This window comes from Guptibacillus hwajinpoensis, assembly GCF_020171785.1.
Lineage (GTDB): Bacteria > Bacillota > Bacilli > Bacillales > Guptibacillaceae > Guptibacillus > Guptibacillus sedimenti.
Genome location: NZ_JAIVAE010000003.1, coordinates 296,608 through 312,954, shown reverse-complemented (window position 1 = coordinate 312,954; position 16,347 = coordinate 296,608). Strand labels below are relative to the sequence as shown.

The window sequence follows — 16,347 nt, the reverse complement described above, 5'->3', positions numbered from 1 at the left end:
TTGTTCATTTGTACCACCTCCTACTCTTAGTTTGATCAGATGTTACAAAATCATGCCCCTTCTTTGTCGAAATTACTTTCCTTTAGCAGTAAACCACTACCTTTGACGAAACCGTTCTAGTTTTGTCAGCGGGGAAGGCAATGAGGAGAGGAAAGAGAATATGTAGTATACAAACTTACAGGCAAAGGCCTGAGAATGACAGAAGGGATGGGATTGCATGTTATTGAAAACAAAGCAGGTTTCAGATGAACTTGGTGTAAACCCTACTACTGTTCAAAGGTGGGTAAAGTATTTTGATTTAGCATGTGAGAAGAATGAACTCGGACATTTTCTTTTTTCAAGCGAAACAGTTGAGAAACTAAAATCGATTAAAAACGATTTAAGAAGGGGTTACTCAATGGAAAAAATCAAATCATCAGGAACGAGCGGTAATAAAGAAGAGGTTATGATATCTCCAGAACGGTTTGAACAAAGACTAGATCGTTTTTCAGTAAGATTGGAACAGCTTGAGCGTCAGTTGGAGGAAAAGGCTAATGAAGTGATTACCGTGCAAGTTTTACAGCACCGAACAGAATTAGATGAATTAATGCAAAAAATAAACATGTTGGAAGAAAAATTGATTGAGCTTGAAGATCACACGTCTATACAAGAGGCAGTAGGTCAGTCGACGGGCAAAGGAAAGCGTCCCTGGATCATGAGTCTGTTCAGTTTCTAGAAAGAGTTGAATATGGTTCCCTTCTGACCTTATGTCCTATTGGATATAAGGTTTTTGTATGTAAACGATTATCGTGTGTTAGGATAGATTGGTGGGGGTGAGGATCATGCAAAATACACAAAAATTACGTGAACTGACTAAGAAGTTATTAGAAATAAATGAAGAAGCAAGAGTGCAATATACAACGCGCACTCACCTTGATGACTATAAGGTGAATTTCTATGAAGAAGTGAAACCTTTTGCTGATCGAGCATTAATGCTTCTTAAAGATTGGGAGCCTTTAGCGAGGGAATGGGTTATGTCCAACAAACCTAAATATTTATATCCAATTCAAATTAAGAATACGTTTGAAAATATTGAAATGATTTCGGTTGTAGCCTGGCAAAAAGATACAGGGCCAAAAAAATTTAATGAGCGGGTACAATCGGTTGAATATGTGTTAGAAAAGTTAATAGAGGAAGTGAAGTGAGACGGGAGAGATTCCCGTTTAATTATTAAATTTCACATACCATACTAAATGAATAAAATTTCCTTTTTTAGTGGAACACTAATAAAAAAGGGAGTGAGTTTATGACAGCATATTTGTGTCCTAGATGTAAGACGAATCGTATGAGATTTAATAAAATTGAGCAAAAAGCAACTTCAGTGAAGTTAGACCCAGAATCTGGAGAAGTGGTTTCTGTGATGGAGGAAGGGAAAGCGGATCCTTTTCATATGGAATACAAAGGACCAAATGTTCGAGTTCAGTGTGCTGCATGTGGTGAAATTGGAGATGAAGACACCTTTATTCAATTTGCTAAATCTCACCCGCGTCATTCCTAACTACTTGTCCCTCTAACATTCATGATATAGTGAAACGATAGGGGGGTAACGGTATGTTTGATCCAACCATTTATGAAAATGTTAAAGTAGTCTTAGAAGGAGAACTTTATGATCGGGATCTTGAAGGAGAGATCTCGATCATAAGTCGGGAAGATTTGGTAGATCTCGCATCGCTTTCAAGAAAATACCTAATGAAGTTTACTGGAAATGCAGATGTGGATGTGACAATCGAGCTATTCGCTGACCTTGCTAATTTTAGTGCTGAGCAGCTACAGCTGGACCAAATTGAACCTGGATGTGAAATTAAAATATACTTCGATGTCTTCATATCAGATGAAGAAGATTGTGCTGAAATTGAAGAAGACATTCGAAGTATCTGGGGAAACCGTCCGACTATACGTCAAACTGTTTCCTTTCCTTATGCAGAGGATCACCAGGAAGTTTCATTATCCACACACGTATTACTAGAATTTAACCGTAAAATTAATGAAGATCAAATTAGTGATTTAGGTGATCTTATTGAATATGCGATTCAAACATCTAATCTTCTTGGAGAATAAGAAGGAGGCGGATTTCTCCGCCCCCTTTATCCATACTATTCAGTTAGCGATTAGTAGCTCCCGCCGCCCATTTGCTGTTCAGCCATTTGGACAAGACGTTTTGTAATTTCTCCTCCAACAGAACCGTTAGAGCGAGCAGTGGAGTCTGGACCAAGTTGAACGCCGAATTCACTTGCAATTTCGTACTTCATTTGATCTAAAGCTTGTTGTACACCAGGGACTACCAGATTGTTTGAGCTATTGTTGTTTGCCATGTTGTGTACACCTCCTTGACTAATATGATGCTCAGGAGAAAGAAATGCTATGCAACTTTGTTAAAGGGACATTATGGTAAAACCGCTCTTAGTTTTCTGAAAATTTAGAGGATTTTAAGGTTCTTAATCGAATTTAGTTATGTATAACACGAACAAACTGGAGGGAATTCGAGTATGGATCGTTTTATAAAAAAATCAGGATTTTACCAGAATTTTGACAAAAAGAGAGTAGAATATTGGATGGTGTTAACAGAAGAAAATAAAATACTTGTATCCTGGCTATGTTGGAGTACGCCACAACATATTGTAGAACAATGGAAAGGCTCTTATGCTTCTTAACAAAACCGCTTTAGCGGTTTTTTATTTTGATATTTTGTATTTTTAACAACGATTCATTTTAAGTTAAAAGTTTTTTGGTTAGGGTATAAAGAAATAAACTATATTCAGATGGCATATAGGAGGCTATAATTAAATACGGATCAGGTCTTTTTTACTAGACAATTCATTCAGCAATAGAACGAATAATGTAATTAGCACGTAAAAGAAAGAGGAGCTTCCATGAGGTTAAAACACATTGTCCATCTTATTGTCGTTATTTGCTTCACAACAAGTTTGATTCCTGCCGTAACATTTGCTAACGAAGTCCCAACCATTAGAAGTGACACTGCGATCCTTATTGATGGAAAGACAGGACAGGTTCTTTATGAGAAAAACAGCTCAGAAGAAATGTACCCTGCAAGTATTACGAAAATTGCAACCGCATTAATGGCAGTAAAGTCCAATAAAATGGATGAGATGGTAACTGTTAGCGAAAATGCACGGGCAGCGGAAGGGACGAGAGTTTATTTAAAGGAAGGAGAAACTGTTCCTTTAGATAAATTAGTAAAAGGTATGATGATTAATTCAGGAAATGATGCCGCCATTGCTATTGCCGAGCATTTGAGCGGAGATGTGGAATCGTTTTCTAATGAATTAAATGAATTTTTAAGTGAAGAAGTAGGCGTTCAGAACACTCACTTTGTCAATCCTAACGGTCTTTTTGATAAAGAACATGTTACGACGGCAGAGGATATGGCGAAAATCACTCAATATGCAATGAAGAATGAAGAGTTTCGCTCACTATTTGGAATGAAACAAATGACGTGGAACGGTGAAGACTGGGAGACGACCCTTATAAATCACCATCGCCTCTTACTTGATTATGATTTCGTTACTGGTGGAAAAAATGGCTATGTATCAAAATCGGGTTTTACCCTAGTTACGACTGCTTCGAAAGGTGATCGAGAATTAATTGCTGTTACGATGAAAGCAACTGATGACAAAATCGCTTATCAGGATACATTAAATCTTCTTAATTATGGATTTAGTGACTTTACACCGGTTGAATTTGAGAAAGGAACTGAACTAGGCGTTGTAAATCAAGAGAAATACAGTCTTTCAGAGGACATTACTCTGTATCAAAATGACGATCATCCGATCGATCTTACATTATCAAATGAAAACCAACTCGTGAGTGTAGGAAATTCGTACCGTTCAAATCTTGATTTAGAGTTATTAACCACAACTTCTATAGAAAGTAACGCTCCAGAGCAAAAAACTGAAGCTAAACCTGTTGCACAAGTTAAAGATGAGGAAACAGAATCCATTTTTTCAAGTAGCACGATCCTTTATCTAGGGATTGGCATTTTTCTCTTCATTATTATTTGTTTGATTTTTGGAAGAAGCAATACTTCTGTTAAAAGACATCGTACATTTCCATAAAGAAAATTAAAAAGGACCTGTGGGTCCTTTTTAATTTTCTAGATAAAACGATAGTCGTTTTACAGCCGTCATTCCCTGGCCAACTGCAGAAGCGATGCTAGACAAAAGTGGGCGCGTACAAACATCTCCAGCAGCATACACGTATGGAAGTGATGTTTCGCCATCTGCATGGCATTTTATATAGCCTTCGTCATCAAGTGCAATACCTTTACTGTAAGGTTCCGTGTTTGGTTGGACACCAATTCGAATAAATACACCATCCACTTCAATTGTTTTATGAAGACCTTCATTAGATAAAGATAAAATTTTCCTACCTTTTCCCTTCAATCCAGTTACGACAGTTTCGGTTAGGATCGTAATGTTTTCATGTTCCATCACAGGATCTTTATATTCTTGACGAGCTTTAAAGTGATTAGAACGGTGAATAAGGGTTACTCGAGAGCCAGCTTCAGCAAGTAATAAGGCACCCTCAAAAGCTCGATCGCCTCCGCCAATTACTGCTACGTCTTTGTTAATAAATTTAGATTTATCTCTAGTAGCTGAATATACTTCTTTCTGATCGATCATTTCCTGTTCACCGGGAACATGGAGTTTTCGAGGTGATGATCCTGTGGCAATAATCAAAGAGCGAAATTCATATGTATCATCAGCGGTTGTTTTAAGAATTTTTTTCTTCCAATCAATTGACGTAACAGCTGAATTTAAAGCATAGTCAACATTTATTTTATGGGCATGTTCAGTAAGTTTTTTCTGAAGGTATTGACCGTTTGGAGCGATCATGCCAGGGTAATCGACAATTTGATTGTAGATGGTATTTAATTGACCACCGAGATCATTCTTTTCTTCAAGTAACAAATGATTCAGTCCGAGGCGTTTCGCCCATATGGCAGCTGAAATTCCAGCTGGTCCTCCCCCGATAATTAAGAGGTCTTTTTTTTCGTCCACGAGTTTTGCCCTCACTTCCATGTTGCAAGCCATTTCTCAAACTCTAGCCAATTGTTAACACGAGGAACATCAATGTTAGCATTATAAGGATAATTCATGGCGATCGCTGTTCTGCCAGTATTTTTAAAGGCGATCAGATTATGAGGGGCATCATCAAACAATAAGTCACCGCGAATCATTTCTTTTCGATGGGAGAAAATCAAATTATTCTTACCGATAAAAGGGAGGTTTTTCTCAACCCACTTTTCTTTTTCAGTATAAGCATATGTACGGCTGCTAGTTACAATTAGAACATCATAATTCAAAGAAAGTCGTTCAAGAACTTCGATCGCATATGGAAGAGGTTTTAAGTGAAGGAAAATACCGGGTTGATCCAGGTACTCATAAATCTTCTCTCCACATTCGCTTTTCACATAATCTTCAGAGCGCCAGCACATAAGATTTTCAACAGAAAGATTGTCTTGATAATCTTCGTTATATCTGCGGTGCCATTCTGACATCAAATCACAAATGACAGAGTCCATATCAATTAGGATGGTTTTCATTAAATCACTTCTTTCATCATACATTCTTTATCACTATAACAGCGAATGGAAAATGGAACAATTCTACTCATACAAAAAGCAAGAACCAATTGGTTCTTGCTCAGTGGACTAGCATTTAATAAAAGCAGTTCCTACGATGATAAGCAGGATGAAAAGAACGACGATTAGCGCAAATCCATTTCCGGCAGGTCGATGACAAGGCATACCGTATGAAGCTCCAGCTACCGGCTGATAAGGCTCGTTTCCGTATGGTGCATTGTTTGCATGGTACATAGTATTAGGTCCCCCTTTAATTTCTCTTTCTTTATCACTGTATGTTGCGGTCTAGAAATGATATAGGCAGGAGCGGAGGAGAACCTAAATTAGGTGAATGTCCCAGGGAAACTCTATGAACTAATGCCTTTATCTTTTGTTTGAGCTTGCTTTAAGAAGTTGAATTTATAATCATCGGTCAGTTCTTTTACTTCCTTACTAAGGAATAGTATGGCAATCACGTTTGGAATAACAAACAATGCGAGTGTAATATCAACGAGCTCCCATACGAATTGAAGGCCACCAATCGCTCCAACAAAAATCGAAAGAATATAAACGAAACGCATCACTCTAGAAAAAGGAATCCCAAATAAGTACTCAGCTTGTTTTTCACCGTAAAACACAAGTACACCAATCGTAGTAATGACAAAGATCAATAAGAGGGAAGAAACGAATATGGGTCCCCAGGTGGGTCCCATTAATCCAGAGAATGCATCTGATACCATATCAGCTGCATTAGAAGGCTTCACATCTTTCCAAGCTCCTGACAAAAGTACAGTGAATGCTGTAACGGTACAGAGGACAATTGTATCAATAAATACGCTGAAGATGCCCCATAATCCCTGTCTACATGGATGTGGTGTATGTGCTGCAGAATGGGCGATGGATGCTGTACCCATCCCGGCTTCGTTCGAATAAAGTCCACGAGCCAGTCCCCACCTAACCGCAGCAGCAAATCCTGCACCAGCAAATCCACCTGCAGCAGAGATTGGTTGAAAAGCGTGGACGAAAATTAGACTGATCACGTTCGGGAATTCCTCAATATTAATAATCATGACGCCGATCGCACCAGCAATATATGTAAGCACCATAAATGGAACGATTTTTTCAGCAACTGCACCGATTCGACGAATTCCACCAAGTACAACAGCGGAAATAAGAACGATTAAGATAACACCAGTAAGCCATGTAGGCATTCCGAAAGCACTTTCAGAAAGAGTTGAAATCGAATTTGTTTGAACCATGACACTTGGTATAATTTCAATCATTAATCCAAAAGCGAAGAGAGAAGAGGCAAATTTCCAGCCTAACCCTTTTCTTATGTAGTACATTGGGCCACCAACATAGACGCCGTTTTTATCTTCTTCACGATATTTGATACCGAGTACAATTTCTGAGAATTTGGTTGACATCCCGATAATGGAAACGACCCACATCCAAAAAATTGCACCAGGTCCACCGAAAGCGATGGCAACAGGAACCCCAACTATGTTCGTTGCACCAGCAGTAGATGCAAGCGCTGAAGCAAATGCTTGAAAAGGCGAGATGGTGCCATCACCTTTTTCTTTTTTAAATACTTTACCGATCGTATGTTTTAAAGCGTGGGGAAAAAACAGGATTTGAAAGAATCCTAATCGTATTGTTAAAAACAATCCGCCTCCTAAAAGTAAGATCATCATTGGGTAACCCCAGATGAATGCGGAAAATTCGGTTATTGCATTTAAAATAGCGTCCATTGCCAACACTCCTTATATGTAGTACTAGTTTAATTATCCATATAGTGGGAGAGCGAAACGCTATTTGTAAAATTATGAAAAAATGAGTACAAAGACATAGAGCCGGTTTTCACCGGCTCTCGTTTAATGCATTTGAGGTGGCTGATTATTTTGTTGCTGTTGCGCACCACTCAGTTGGTTCTTAACTTGTTGGATTTCATTAACCTGAGCTGGCGCTGCAGGTTGATAGTACCCTTTCTGCTTTGCGTACTGATAAAGGCTATACTGTCTCTGTTCATCTGTATTACGGATCTGTTGAAGAGCCTGCCGGAGTTGCTGATTATCAGCTTGAGAAATCACGCTTCCGTAATTACTTAAGCTACTATTTAACACTGATAAATAGTCGTTTACCATATCTTTTTCGTTCATAAGATCCCTCCTTAGCTTAGAAAGCCCATTAGTTGTTGTTGTGTATGACGTGCATCTTGAGCATCTTTTTGTAGCATTTGCTTAAGCTGTGGGCAGGTACACGACTGCGCGTAGGAATCAAGTTTGTTTGCAAGAGTTTCGTGGCCGCCAATCATATGACGTAAGTTTTGAAGTTCAAGTTCATTAAGTTGACTCATCCAGTTTCCCTCCTTCATTTTAATCATGTTTAGTATGAATGGGGAGGTTTGGAAATATACAAACTTAAGCGATAACATTTCGTTTGTTAGAAAATTGTTGATACGTCTTTTCCTGCATGATGGTTTTAAGAATCTCTACAACGTGATAGACGTCAACATAAGATGAATAAAGGGCAATCGGTGCAAGCCTAATCACGTTTGGAGAACGGAAATCTGGAATGACGCCTTGTTGTTTTAACGCTTTACATATACGTGCAGCATCATCATGCTCCAAGCAAACGTGTCCACCGCGCCGATCATCTTCTGATGGGTTCGTAATCACAAAGCCATCTTCTGTTAAGTTCTCTTGAACAAGTTCCATTAAAAATCTGGTTAGGGAAAGCGATTTTGCTCGTATCGATTCAATCCCTGCATCATTCATCAATTCTAACGATCCGGTTAATGGGGCCATGCTAAAAATATGAGGAGTTCCAATTTGATAAGCCCCTGCGGTTTCTGCATGGGTAAGTGTATGACTCATATCAAATTGCACGTCCTTTTTCGAACTGAACCAACCCGCAAGTCCAGGGCGTTTTCCAAAGTGATCCTCATGAACGAAAAGGCCGCCAACTCCACCAGGTCCACTGTTTAAGTATTTGTATGTACACCAAACGGCGAAATCCACCTTCCATTCATGTAGTTTATGTGGAATGGCTCCTATTGAGTGCGCCAAATCAAATCCGATGATCGCTCCTTTATCATGAGCCGCCTTCGTTAACTTCTCCATATCGAGTAATTGACCACTTCGATACAGCACAGAAGGGAGAAGTATGAGGGCAACTGTCTCATCAATTGCCTCAATAATGTCATCTTCCACTAGTGTTCTACCATCTTTACTTGCAACTTGAATAAGGTGTGTATCTGGTGATAACCCGTGAAGTTCTAATTGACTTTGAATCGCATAAATATCCGATGGAAATGTTAGAGAATCAGCAAGAATTTTCGTCTTTTTACCAGAAGGTTTAAAAAATGTAGCAAGCATCTGATGAAGGTTCGTTGTTATAGATCCGGTTGTCATGGTTTCAGAAGAGTCGGCGCCAATTAAGCTAGAAGTCATTTCACCAAGGTTTTCAGCCATATAAAACCAGGGCTGTTGAGCATCAGTCCAGCCGTCGATTCCATGGTGTTTCCAGTCTTCTAGTGATTGAAGAAGAGAGGATTCAGCTTTTTTTGAAAGAAGACCAAGTGAATTTCCATCCATATATAGTCTGTTCGGATTCAAATAAAATTCACGGCGGAACTTCGCAAGTGGATCTTTCTCGTCGAATTTTTTAGCATTTTCAATGGACTGTGATAAACTCATAAGAAACAGCTCCTTTTCTACCACTAATCGTATGAAAGGGATAAGGACCTGTCAACGCTTTCACTCTTTGCGCAAAAAAAAATCTATGTTTTTTTAGAATAACAATTGACTTTATAAACGATCTAATGGTATATTATTAAACGTCGCTGATGCACAGCACATGCGGGTGTGGCGGAATTGGCAGACGCGCTAGACTTAGGATCTAGTGTCTTACGACGTGGGGGTTCAAGTCCCTTCACCCGCACCATATATTTTTTGCGCCCGTAGCTCAATTGGATAGAGCGTCTGACTACGGATCAGAAGGTTAGGGATTCGACTTCTCTCGGGCGCACCATACATAATGTAAGTGGCGGTGTAGCTCAGCTGGCTAGAGCGTACGGTTCATACCCGTGAGGTCGGGGGTTCGATCCCCTCCGCCGCTACCATATTACAATTTCATTATGGAGGGGTAGCGAAGTGGCTAAACGCGGCGGACTGTAAATCCGCTCCCTCAGGGTTCGGCGGTTCGAATCCGTCCCCCTCCACCATGATTGGGCTATAGCCAAGCGGTAAGGCAACGGATTTTGATTCCGTCATGCGCTGGTTCGAATCCAGCTAGCCCAGCCATTTGCGGGTGTAGTTTAGTGGTAAAACCTCAGCCTTCCAAGCTGATGTCGTGGGTTCGATCCCCATCACCCGCTCCATTACATAATTTAAGAAGAATCTCAGATTACACTTATCATGCGATTATAAAACGTGATATACTGTTGATTAGATGAGTTAATCTTCTTCATATCATGCGCCTTTAGCTCAGCAGGATAGAGCAACAGCCTTCTAAGCTGTGGGTCAGAGGTTCGAATCCTCTAAGGCGCATACCCAAAACCTCGACTAGTAAATCTATTCGAGGTTTTTTAATTTTACGCCAAATTATTATGGTTTTCATAAGCAAGTTCAGGATCCGGTTCGAAAGTATAAATGAACAATCATAATCGAAATAGATGCACTTTGCCTAAAAGACGATTACGGTAATATACACGAACGATAGGTGAGTTTTAGGTGATTTTGTTCACTTCTAGTGGTTGGTATTTCAGTTTTCCTTTCGTTTTCTGATGTTTTATGCTACTATATCCGTAGAAATCATTCGTTGCAGTAACTGGCGACAATTGTGGAAGTAACCACAGGGGAGCTGTGACGGACTATGCCGGTCGTCTGGGCGAAGTAATGAGATAACTCATTCTTTACCAATTTTCAGGAGGAGTTTATATGACAAACGAAACAAAAATTTTAGACGGTAAAGCAGTTGCTAATCGCATAAAAGAAGAGTTAAAGACAAGAGTCGCATCTCTTAAAGAAAATGATGTGACACCAAGCCTTGTTACGATACTTGTTGGAGATGATCCATCTTCTGAGACCTATGTAAGGATGAAAGGCAATGCGTGTGAGCGGGTAGGCATTACCTCTAAAAAAATTCACCTCTCTGAAGAAACAACAACTGAAACGCTCGTACAGACAATTGAAGAGTTAAACCAGGATCCATCTGTGCATGGTATATTGCTTCAACACCCCGTCCCATCTCAAATTGATGAACGTCTTGCATTTGAAACCATTGCGATCGAAAAAGATGTTGATGGTGTAACGAGTGCTGGCTATGGCCAAACAGCTCTTGGCTTTGGTACTTATCCATCTTGCACTCCTGCAGCAATCATGAAAATTATGGAAGACTATGATATTCAAGCTGAAGGAAAGCACGCTGTTGTAATCGGCCGCAGCCCAATTTTAGGTAAACCAGTTTCTGCCCTCTTATTAAATCAGAATGCAACAGTAACAACTTGTCATTCTAGAACCACTAACCTTGCTTCGCATGTGCAGCAAGCAGATATCATTATTGCTGCAGTGGGGAAACCGGAATTTATTAAAGGGGACTGGGTTAAAGAAGGAGCTGTCGTGCTGGATGCTGGATATAACAAAGGAAACGTCGGTGATGTGGAATATGAAGCGGCTGCGAAGAAAGCTTCCTATATTACACCTGTACCGGGCGGCGTAGGCCCAGTTACAATTGCGATGTTATTAAAACATACCGTTGATGCAGCTGAAAAAACAGTTCAATAAATAGAAGTAAAGTTAAAAGTAGTTTCGTTGGAGGCGCATGCTATCGTGTACTCCAAATGGAACTGCTTTTTTTGTACCTTTTACATTAAATGAGAAACTTGCAGTGTAGCAAGTCATTCGTTTCATATGAGGTAGTAGAGTACTGCTTTATTCTCTATTCTAGTATTTCAAAAATATGTTACTATCAATGTAAAGAATCATTTATGATAAAGAATCCTAGTAAGGGTAGTTGCAATCGTTCTCATCTTAAACCTTGCAGTAATTTGAAAGGGGATACATTAGTTTGAACACAAAACATTTGGATTTACTTGCCCAAAAATATGATAGTGAAGAAAAAGTTGTCACTGAAATCATCAACCTTAAAGCCATTCTGAATCTACCAAAAGGAACTGAGCATTTTGTTAGTGATTTACATGGGGAGTACCAAGCCTTTCAACATGTGCTACGAAATGGTTCAGGTAAAGTAAAAGAGAAAATCTCTGACTTATTTAAAGATGAATTACCAGAAGATGAGTTAAACGAATTTGCGACGCTCGTTTACTATCCAGAAGAAAAAATCAACCTAATTAAACATTCTTTTAGTAGTGAAAACGAATTATACGAATGGTATACGGTGATGATTGAACGTATGCTAAAGCTCATCTCGTATGCCTCTTCCAAATATACACGATCCAAACTACGTAAAGCTTTACCTACTCAGTTTGTTTATGTCATTGAAGAGCTTCTCTATAAAACGGCTGATCTTACGAATAAGGAGCCTTATTATAATAAAATACTTCAACAAATTATCTCTCTGAACCAAGCGGATAAGCTAATCACCGGACTTGCCTATACAACGCAACGACTCGTTGTGGATCATCTTCACGTTGTGGGGGATATCTACGATCGAGGACCAGAACCTGACAAAATTATGGATACGCTTATTCACTATCATTCTGTAGATATTCAGTGGGGAAACCACGATGTTCTATGGATTGGTGCGTTTGCAGGATCTAAAGTATGTCTGGCAAATATTATCCGTATCTGTGCTCGATACAACAATTTAGAAATCATTGAAGATGTTTATGGCATAAATCTGAGGCCCTTACTGAATCTCGCAGAAAAATATTATGATAATAATCCCGCATTTGCGCCAAAGAGAGAATCTGACGAGAAACAAACGAGTCATGAAAAATGTCAGATCACGAAAATACATCAGGCGATCACGATGATACAATTTAAACTAGAGAGTCCAATCATCAAGAGAAGATCTTACTTTAATATGTCAGAAAGACTTTTACTAGAGAAAATTGATTATCAAGAAAACACCATTACAATTCATGGGGAAACGTATCCGTTAGAAAACACCTGTTTTTCAACCATTAATCCAGACCAACCTGACCAGCTATTAGAGGAGGAAGAGGAAGTCATCAACAAGCTATTGTTCTCAGTACAACACTCCGAAAAGCTTGCTAGGCATATGAACTTCCTTATGAAAAAAGGCAGTCTTTATCTTAGATACAACGGTAATCTGCTAATTCATGGATGTATTCCTCTCGATGAGAATGGGAATATGGAAAAAATGAATATCGAAAATAAAACGTATGCCGGTCGCGAATTACTTGATATTTTTGAGGATTATTTACGCCATGCTTTCGCACATCCTGAAGAAACAGCTGATCTTTCGACGGATATGGTTTGGTATTTGTGGACGGGCGAGTATTCTTCTCTGTTCGGTAAGAGAGAAATGACGACTTTTGAGAGATATTTTATAAGTGATAAGAAGAGCCATAAAGAAAGAAAAAATCCCTATTACCATTTGCGTGAAGAAGAAGAGATCTGTCGCCAGATTTTAGCAGAATTTGATCTTAATCCAGATCAAGGGCATATTATAAATGGACATACGCCTGTGAAAGAAATTGATGGAGAAAATCCAATCAAAGCAAATGGCAAGATGATTGTCATTGATGGCGGTTTCTCGAAAGCTTATCAATCAACAACAGGTATTGCGGGGTACACGTTATTATTTAATTCTTACGGCATGCAGCTTGTTGCTCATAAGCTATTTAATTCTAAAGAAGAAGTTTTATTACACGGGGCAGATGTATTGTCAGTAAAACGATTAGTAGATAAGGAATTAGAAAGAAAAAAAGTTCGTGAAACTAATATTGGAGAAGAGATCTTGCAGGAAGTTCATATATTAAATCGATTGATGGAATATCGGTATATCAATTAGTTGTATGTGTACCTCTTATACGAAACTAACCAACAAAGTCGTTGCATTATTGGTTAGTTTCGTTTTTGTATTGGGTAGTCTGCTCGGTCTTTTTTTTATAGAGTTGTAACCCATTAACATATATTTAAGAGACGCAATAACTTGAATGATTCACAAATCACCAATATACTTTAACTTGGATAACGTATGAATGAATACGGTTTTCATTGTGAAAATAACAACTAGAGAAATACGCTCAAAAGTTGGAGGAAGAAAGATGAATAGTTTTATTGTCATGCAAGGAGATACATATGTTGAAGAAAAAGAAGCAGGGGTGATCTGGTCACCGAAAGAAGATAGGGGCGGCCAAGAGCCTCACTCGTGGAAGAGGCTGAAAGAAGTCAAAAAAGGAGATCCTATTTTCCACTATGTTAAAGGAGAGATTGTAGCGGTTAGCCTTGCTAAGAGTGACTGTAAAGAGGAGAGGAGACCGTCAAAGTTATCGCATCAAACGGTAGCCGATAAAGGATATTTAGTAGCGCTAGAGTACCATGAGTTGGACGTTCCACTAAATGTAAAAGAGAAATTTGAAGAAATTTCGCCTTTATTACCTCTTAAATACGCACCATTTCAATTTGATGCAAGTGGAAATCCCGGCTATTTATACCCGTGTCATGAAGCGCTAACAATTAAGCTGCTTGAGCTAATTAGTGAGTCCAATTTTTATCGTATAAATGAAGAACAATTAGAGTTAACCGTAGATGAAGTTAGAAGAACAGAACGTAATACATTAATACCGATCATTACGGAAACAGAATCAGAAGCGAAAATGAAAATGAGATGGGGAAAGTTAAAGTTTCGCAATGAAGTTGCTCCGTTATGGGAAGGTCAGTGTGCTCTTTGTGCCATTAAACTTCCGGAATTACTTAAAGCAAGCCATGCTAAGCCGTGGAAGGATTGCTCAAACGACGAGCGATTGGATCCTTTTAATGGGTTGCTTCTTTGTCAAAACCACGCCGCTCTTTATGAGGAGGGATTAATTGCTTTTGATGGCCAGGGGCGTTTACACATTTCTTCAAGTATTCAAGAAGATGACTATAACATGTACGGATTAAATCAACGCAAAAAAATTAGCATTCATCCTGAAAATAAAGTCTATTTTAAGTGGCACAAACGCAAGAGGATGAGGAAGTAAGTTTATTAGGCTAAAGTATATAAACAAAAATGGACTTCCAGTAGAGAAGTCCATTTTTGTTTAGTTAAGATACTTTTTTAATCGTAGTAGGTAAAAGTAAAAGAGGCATCAGGAGAGATAAATCCCTTCTGTAATAATACATCCCAGAAAGCTTCCGGAATATCGTGTTGGATCATTTCAATATCTTCTTTTATCCGATCTGGAAGCATTCCTTGGATTCCGTCTCATCCGTTTCATAACGGCCAACTTTCATACTTAATACACTTACCATAACGAATAGGCTATTTATTATTTCTGTTATGACTCATTCTCATTCTTCTTATAAATCCGCTCCACGACTTCCTGAAGCGTATCAGGTTTATGAAACTCGACAGGGGAAAAGCCCTTCTCAAACGTAATTGAATCGGCTTCAATCGCAAGTACGTACTTTCCGTTCACCTTCGCAAGATGAATCGACTCACCGAAGTCAGACAGCATCGCTTTCACGGATACGTGGTCAAGCTTCAGCTTCCACTCAACGTCAGGGGAGTGTTCCACGATTTGTGAAGTAGCTTCCACGACCTGTTCGGTCGTAAAGCGCTCCTGTAGCTCACGCTTCGGACTCTGAGACCATTCTTCTATCGCCTGTTCGAACTCTTCTCGTTCTTCACTTTCTTCCTGATACGTCTCCTGGATGTGCTCCTGGACCATGCCCATCGTTTGCGTTTTTACGATTTCAGGCATCGACTTTTCATATTCGACCCATTTCAAGAAATCTTCAAAGTAGCGTGCGTGAGAAGACTGGTGGACTTTGATTTCAGCACTGTCGATCATGCCTTCTTCTGGCATATAGGGATACTGGACCGATTTCATGCTTTTTGTCGTAATCGCCATTTCAACATTTTGAATTAGCGTATCTTCGTCAGTGATGGTAGCCACTTTTGGTTCGAAGTCACATTTTAAGATGAAAAGAAAAGGATCATCGAACAGTTTTGTTAATTTAGCAGTCGCAACAATCAAAACCCCGCCTCTTATCGCACTTGTATCAAGATACATCTGTACAATTTGGTCAGTAGATGTTTCAAAATCATCCGCAGATTCGGCGTAGCGGGTGCGGTCGAATAAATTATAGTTGGGATTGGATGTTAGCTCATGACCAGGTTCGACAATAAATCGGCCAATCTTGGTAGGAGCACCTTCAGATTTAGCATGACGATCCACTTTTCGTTTCATAATTTTCGTTAATTCACCATCGAGAAAGTCTTTGAGAGAGCTTTCTTCATAGCTATCTGCATCTAGTGTTTGATAATGCTTATAGCGTCGTTCTTCACTTTCTCCGCTTCCTTCTATTTGGATTAAGTAAAAGGAAAGATACTGCATTTTAAATTCCATTTCATCACCCGTCTCTATGTTTGCGTTTATTCAGTATAGGCAACGTTTTGGAATTCGTCAATCACTTCAAAATAAGCCAATTTTGAAAGTATTAAAGCTTCGAATTCAAAGTTTTTTTGTTTTTAGCCAATTAATTTTTTACATGAATCGACATTACTCTTATAATGAAGAAAGGAATACA

18 protein-coding genes, 7 tRNA genes and 1 riboswitch are annotated in these 16,347 nt (G+C 39.1%); of the genes, 16 read left to right on the top strand and 9 right to left on the bottom strand.

The features are described 5' to 3' along the window. Positions 1–217 precede the first annotated feature (217 nt). From LCL91_RS05560 to LCL91_RS05545, 4 genes are all read left to right on the top strand, one after another. Positions 218–715: a MerR family transcriptional regulator gene (locus LCL91_RS05560; protein WP_224880710.1), complete on the top strand. Its 498-nt coding sequence runs from the start codon at positions 218–220 to the stop codon at positions 713–715. A 106-nt stretch (positions 716–821) separates the two neighbouring features. Beyond that, the gene (locus LCL91_RS05555) at positions 822–1,184 is read left to right on the top strand and encodes a YppE family protein (RefSeq protein ID WP_224880708.1); all 363 of its coding nucleotides are present in this window, start codon (positions 822–824) and stop codon (positions 1,182–1,184) included. A gap of 101 nt (positions 1,185–1,285) precedes the next feature. Then, on the top strand, positions 1,286–1,537 hold the full coding sequence (locus tag LCL91_RS05550) for a DNA alkylation repair protein (protein ID WP_224880706.1): 252 nt from the start codon (positions 1,286–1,288) through the stop codon (positions 1,535–1,537). Positions 1,538–1,590: 53 nt separating this feature from the next. Then, complete coding sequence (locus LCL91_RS05545; protein ID WP_224880704.1) at positions 1,591–2,097, top strand: hypothetical protein; 507 nt, start codon at positions 1,591–1,593, stop codon at positions 2,095–2,097. A gap of 50 nt (positions 2,098–2,147) precedes the next feature. On the opposite strand, the gene LCL91_RS05540 is transcribed toward LCL91_RS05545, so the two are convergent. Then, positions 2,148–2,351 (bottom strand): alpha/beta-type small acid-soluble spore protein, encoded by a 204-nt coding sequence (locus LCL91_RS05540; protein ID WP_098443926.1) that lies wholly within the window; start codon positions 2,349–2,351, stop codon positions 2,148–2,150. A 174-nt stretch (positions 2,352–2,525) separates the two neighbouring features. Between LCL91_RS05540 and LCL91_RS05535 the strand changes: the two genes are divergently transcribed. Both LCL91_RS05535 and LCL91_RS05530 read left to right on the top strand, forming a co-directional pair. Next, on the top strand, positions 2,526–2,690 hold the full coding sequence (locus LCL91_RS05535) for a hypothetical protein (protein ID WP_224880702.1): 165 nt from the start codon (positions 2,526–2,528) through the stop codon (positions 2,688–2,690). A gap of 219 nt (positions 2,691–2,909) precedes the next feature. Continuing rightward, positions 2,910–4,112 carry a D-alanyl-D-alanine carboxypeptidase family protein gene (locus tag LCL91_RS05530; protein ID WP_224880699.1) on the top strand — a complete coding sequence of 401 codons (1,203 nt, stop codon included), beginning with the start codon at positions 2,910–2,912 and terminating at the stop codon, positions 4,110–4,112. A 30-nt stretch (positions 4,113–4,142) separates the two neighbouring features. Here LCL91_RS05530 and LCL91_RS05525 read toward each other — a convergent pair whose 3' ends face one another. The 7 genes from LCL91_RS05525 to kynU all read right to left on the bottom strand — a co-directional run bounded on the left by LCL91_RS05525 (position 4,143) and on the right by kynU (position 9,318). Further along, positions 4,143–5,057, bottom strand: a complete 915-nt coding sequence (locus tag LCL91_RS05525; protein ID WP_224880697.1) for an NAD(P)/FAD-dependent oxidoreductase — start codon at positions 5,055–5,057, stop codon at positions 4,143–4,145. An 11-nt stretch (positions 5,058–5,068) separates the two neighbouring features. Beyond that, on the bottom strand, positions 5,069–5,602 hold the full coding sequence (locus LCL91_RS05520) for a 5' nucleotidase, NT5C type (protein ID WP_224880695.1): 534 nt from the start codon (positions 5,600–5,602) through the stop codon (positions 5,069–5,071). Positions 5,603–5,710: 108 nt separating this feature from the next. Beyond that, positions 5,711–5,875 carry a YjcZ family sporulation protein gene (locus tag LCL91_RS22315; RefSeq protein ID WP_370314233.1) on the bottom strand — a complete coding sequence of 55 codons (165 nt, stop codon included), beginning with the start codon at positions 5,873–5,875 and terminating at the stop codon, positions 5,711–5,713. Between the two features lie 113 nt (positions 5,876–5,988). Beyond that, positions 5,989–7,371, bottom strand: coding sequence for an alanine/glycine:cation symporter family protein (locus LCL91_RS05510; RefSeq protein ID WP_224880693.1), 1,383 nt, complete (start codon positions 7,369–7,371; stop codon positions 5,989–5,991). Positions 7,372–7,494: 123 nt separating this feature from the next. Beyond that, on the bottom strand, positions 7,495–7,779 hold the full coding sequence (locus tag LCL91_RS05505) for a spore coat protein (RefSeq protein ID WP_224880691.1): 285 nt from the start codon (positions 7,777–7,779) through the stop codon (positions 7,495–7,497). An 11-nt stretch (positions 7,780–7,790) separates the two neighbouring features. After that, complete coding sequence (locus tag LCL91_RS05500) at positions 7,791–7,976, bottom strand: hypothetical protein (protein WP_224880689.1); 186 nt, start codon at positions 7,974–7,976, stop codon at positions 7,791–7,793. A gap of 64 nt (positions 7,977–8,040) precedes the next feature. Beyond that, the gene (kynU, locus tag LCL91_RS05495) at positions 8,041–9,318 is read right to left on the bottom strand and encodes a kynureninase (protein WP_224880687.1); all 1,278 of its coding nucleotides are present in this window, start codon (positions 9,316–9,318) and stop codon (positions 8,041–8,043) included. 162 nt (positions 9,319–9,480) lie between these two features. Here kynU and LCL91_RS05490 point away from each other — a divergent pair. The 10 genes from LCL91_RS05490 to LCL91_RS05445 all read left to right on the top strand — a co-directional run bounded on the left by LCL91_RS05490 (position 9,481) and on the right by LCL91_RS05445 (position 14,795). Continuing rightward, positions 9,481–9,565, top strand: a tRNA-Leu gene (locus tag LCL91_RS05490). Positions 9,566–9,575: 10 nt separating this feature from the next. Further along, positions 9,576–9,652 (top strand) — tRNA-Arg (locus LCL91_RS05485). Positions 9,653–9,666: 14 nt separating this feature from the next. Continuing rightward, positions 9,667–9,743, top strand: a tRNA-Met gene (locus LCL91_RS05480). 17 nt (positions 9,744–9,760) lie between these two features. After that, positions 9,761–9,845 (top strand) — tRNA-Tyr (locus LCL91_RS05475). A gap of 4 nt (positions 9,846–9,849) precedes the next feature. Next, positions 9,850–9,924 (top strand) — tRNA-Gln (locus LCL91_RS05470). A 3-nt stretch (positions 9,925–9,927) separates the two neighbouring features. Then, positions 9,928–10,001 (top strand) — tRNA-Gly (locus LCL91_RS05465). A 95-nt stretch (positions 10,002–10,096) separates the two neighbouring features. Further along, a tRNA-Arg gene (locus LCL91_RS05460) sits at positions 10,097–10,170 on the top strand. Between the two features lie 266 nt (positions 10,171–10,436). Then, a riboswitch (ZMP/ZTP riboswitch) is annotated at positions 10,437–10,519 on the top strand. A gap of 41 nt (positions 10,520–10,560) precedes the next feature. Continuing rightward, the gene (locus LCL91_RS05455; protein WP_224880684.1) at positions 10,561–11,406 is read left to right on the top strand and encodes a bifunctional 5,10-methylenetetrahydrofolate dehydrogenase/5,10-methenyltetrahydrofolate cyclohydrolase; all 846 of its coding nucleotides are present in this window, start codon (positions 10,561–10,563) and stop codon (positions 11,404–11,406) included. A 283-nt stretch (positions 11,407–11,689) separates the two neighbouring features. After that, positions 11,690–13,621 (top strand): fructose-1,6-bisphosphatase, encoded by a 1,932-nt coding sequence (locus tag LCL91_RS05450; protein WP_224880681.1) that lies wholly within the window; start codon positions 11,690–11,692, stop codon positions 13,619–13,621. Between the two features lie 256 nt (positions 13,622–13,877). Beyond that, on the top strand, positions 13,878–14,795 hold the full coding sequence (locus tag LCL91_RS05445) for an HNH endonuclease (protein WP_224880679.1): 918 nt from the start codon (positions 13,878–13,880) through the stop codon (positions 14,793–14,795). A 297-nt stretch (positions 14,796–15,092) separates the two neighbouring features. On the opposite strand, the gene LCL91_RS05440 is transcribed toward LCL91_RS05445, so the two are convergent. Beyond that, entirely contained in the window at positions 15,093–16,166 is a 1,074-nt protein-coding gene (locus LCL91_RS05440) for a DUF3900 domain-containing protein (RefSeq protein ID WP_224880677.1), read from the bottom strand. Positions 16,167–16,347: the final 181 nt, after the last annotated feature.

What these genes read in the sequence shown, in the direction of transcription:
- LCL91_RS05560 (WP_224880710.1), top strand. Translation starts at nt 218, where the DNA reads ATGTTATTGAAAACAAAGCAGGTTTCAGATGAACTTGGTGTAAACCCT.
- LCL91_RS05555 (WP_224880708.1), top strand. Translation starts at nt 822, where the DNA reads ATGCAAAATACACAAAAATTACGTGAACTGACTAAGAAGTTATTAGAA.
- LCL91_RS05550 (WP_224880706.1), top strand. Translation starts at nt 1,286, where the DNA reads ATGACAGCATATTTGTGTCCTAGATGTAAGACGAATCGTATGAGATTT.
- LCL91_RS05545 (WP_224880704.1), top strand. Translation starts at nt 1,591, where the DNA reads ATGTTTGATCCAACCATTTATGAAAATGTTAAAGTAGTCTTAGAAGGA.
- LCL91_RS05540 (WP_098443926.1), bottom strand. Translation starts at nt 2,351, where the DNA reads ATGGCAAACAACAATAGCTCAAACAATCTGGTAGTCCCTGGTGTACAA.
- LCL91_RS05535 (WP_224880702.1), top strand. Translation starts at nt 2,526, where the DNA reads ATGGATCGTTTTATAAAAAAATCAGGATTTTACCAGAATTTTGACAAA.
- LCL91_RS05530 (WP_224880699.1), top strand. Translation starts at nt 2,910, where the DNA reads ATGAGGTTAAAACACATTGTCCATCTTATTGTCGTTATTTGCTTCACA.
- LCL91_RS05520 (WP_224880695.1), bottom strand. Translation starts at nt 5,602, where the DNA reads ATGAAAACCATCCTAATTGATATGGACTCTGTCATTTGTGATTTGATG.
- LCL91_RS22315 (WP_370314233.1), bottom strand. Translation starts at nt 5,875, where the DNA reads ATGTACCATGCAAACAATGCACCATACGGAAACGAGCCTTATCAGCCG.
- LCL91_RS05510 (WP_224880693.1), bottom strand. Translation starts at nt 7,371, where the DNA reads ATGGACGCTATTTTAAATGCAATAACCGAATTTTCCGCATTCATCTGG.
- LCL91_RS05505 (WP_224880691.1), bottom strand. Translation starts at nt 7,779, where the DNA reads ATGAACGAAAAAGATATGGTAAACGACTATTTATCAGTGTTAAATAGT.
- LCL91_RS05500 (WP_224880689.1), bottom strand. Translation starts at nt 7,976, where the DNA reads ATGAGTCAACTTAATGAACTTGAACTTCAAAACTTACGTCATATGATT.
- kynU (WP_224880687.1), bottom strand. Translation starts at nt 9,318, where the DNA reads ATGAGTTTATCACAGTCCATTGAAAATGCTAAAAAATTCGACGAGAAA.
- LCL91_RS05455 (WP_224880684.1), top strand. Translation starts at nt 10,561, where the DNA reads ATGACAAACGAAACAAAAATTTTAGACGGTAAAGCAGTTGCTAATCGC.
- LCL91_RS05445 (WP_224880679.1), top strand. Translation starts at nt 13,878, where the DNA reads ATGAATAGTTTTATTGTCATGCAAGGAGATACATATGTTGAAGAAAAA.
- LCL91_RS05440 (WP_224880677.1), bottom strand. Translation starts at nt 16,166, where the DNA reads ATGGAATTTAAAATGCAGTATCTTTCCTTTTACTTAATCCAAATAGAA.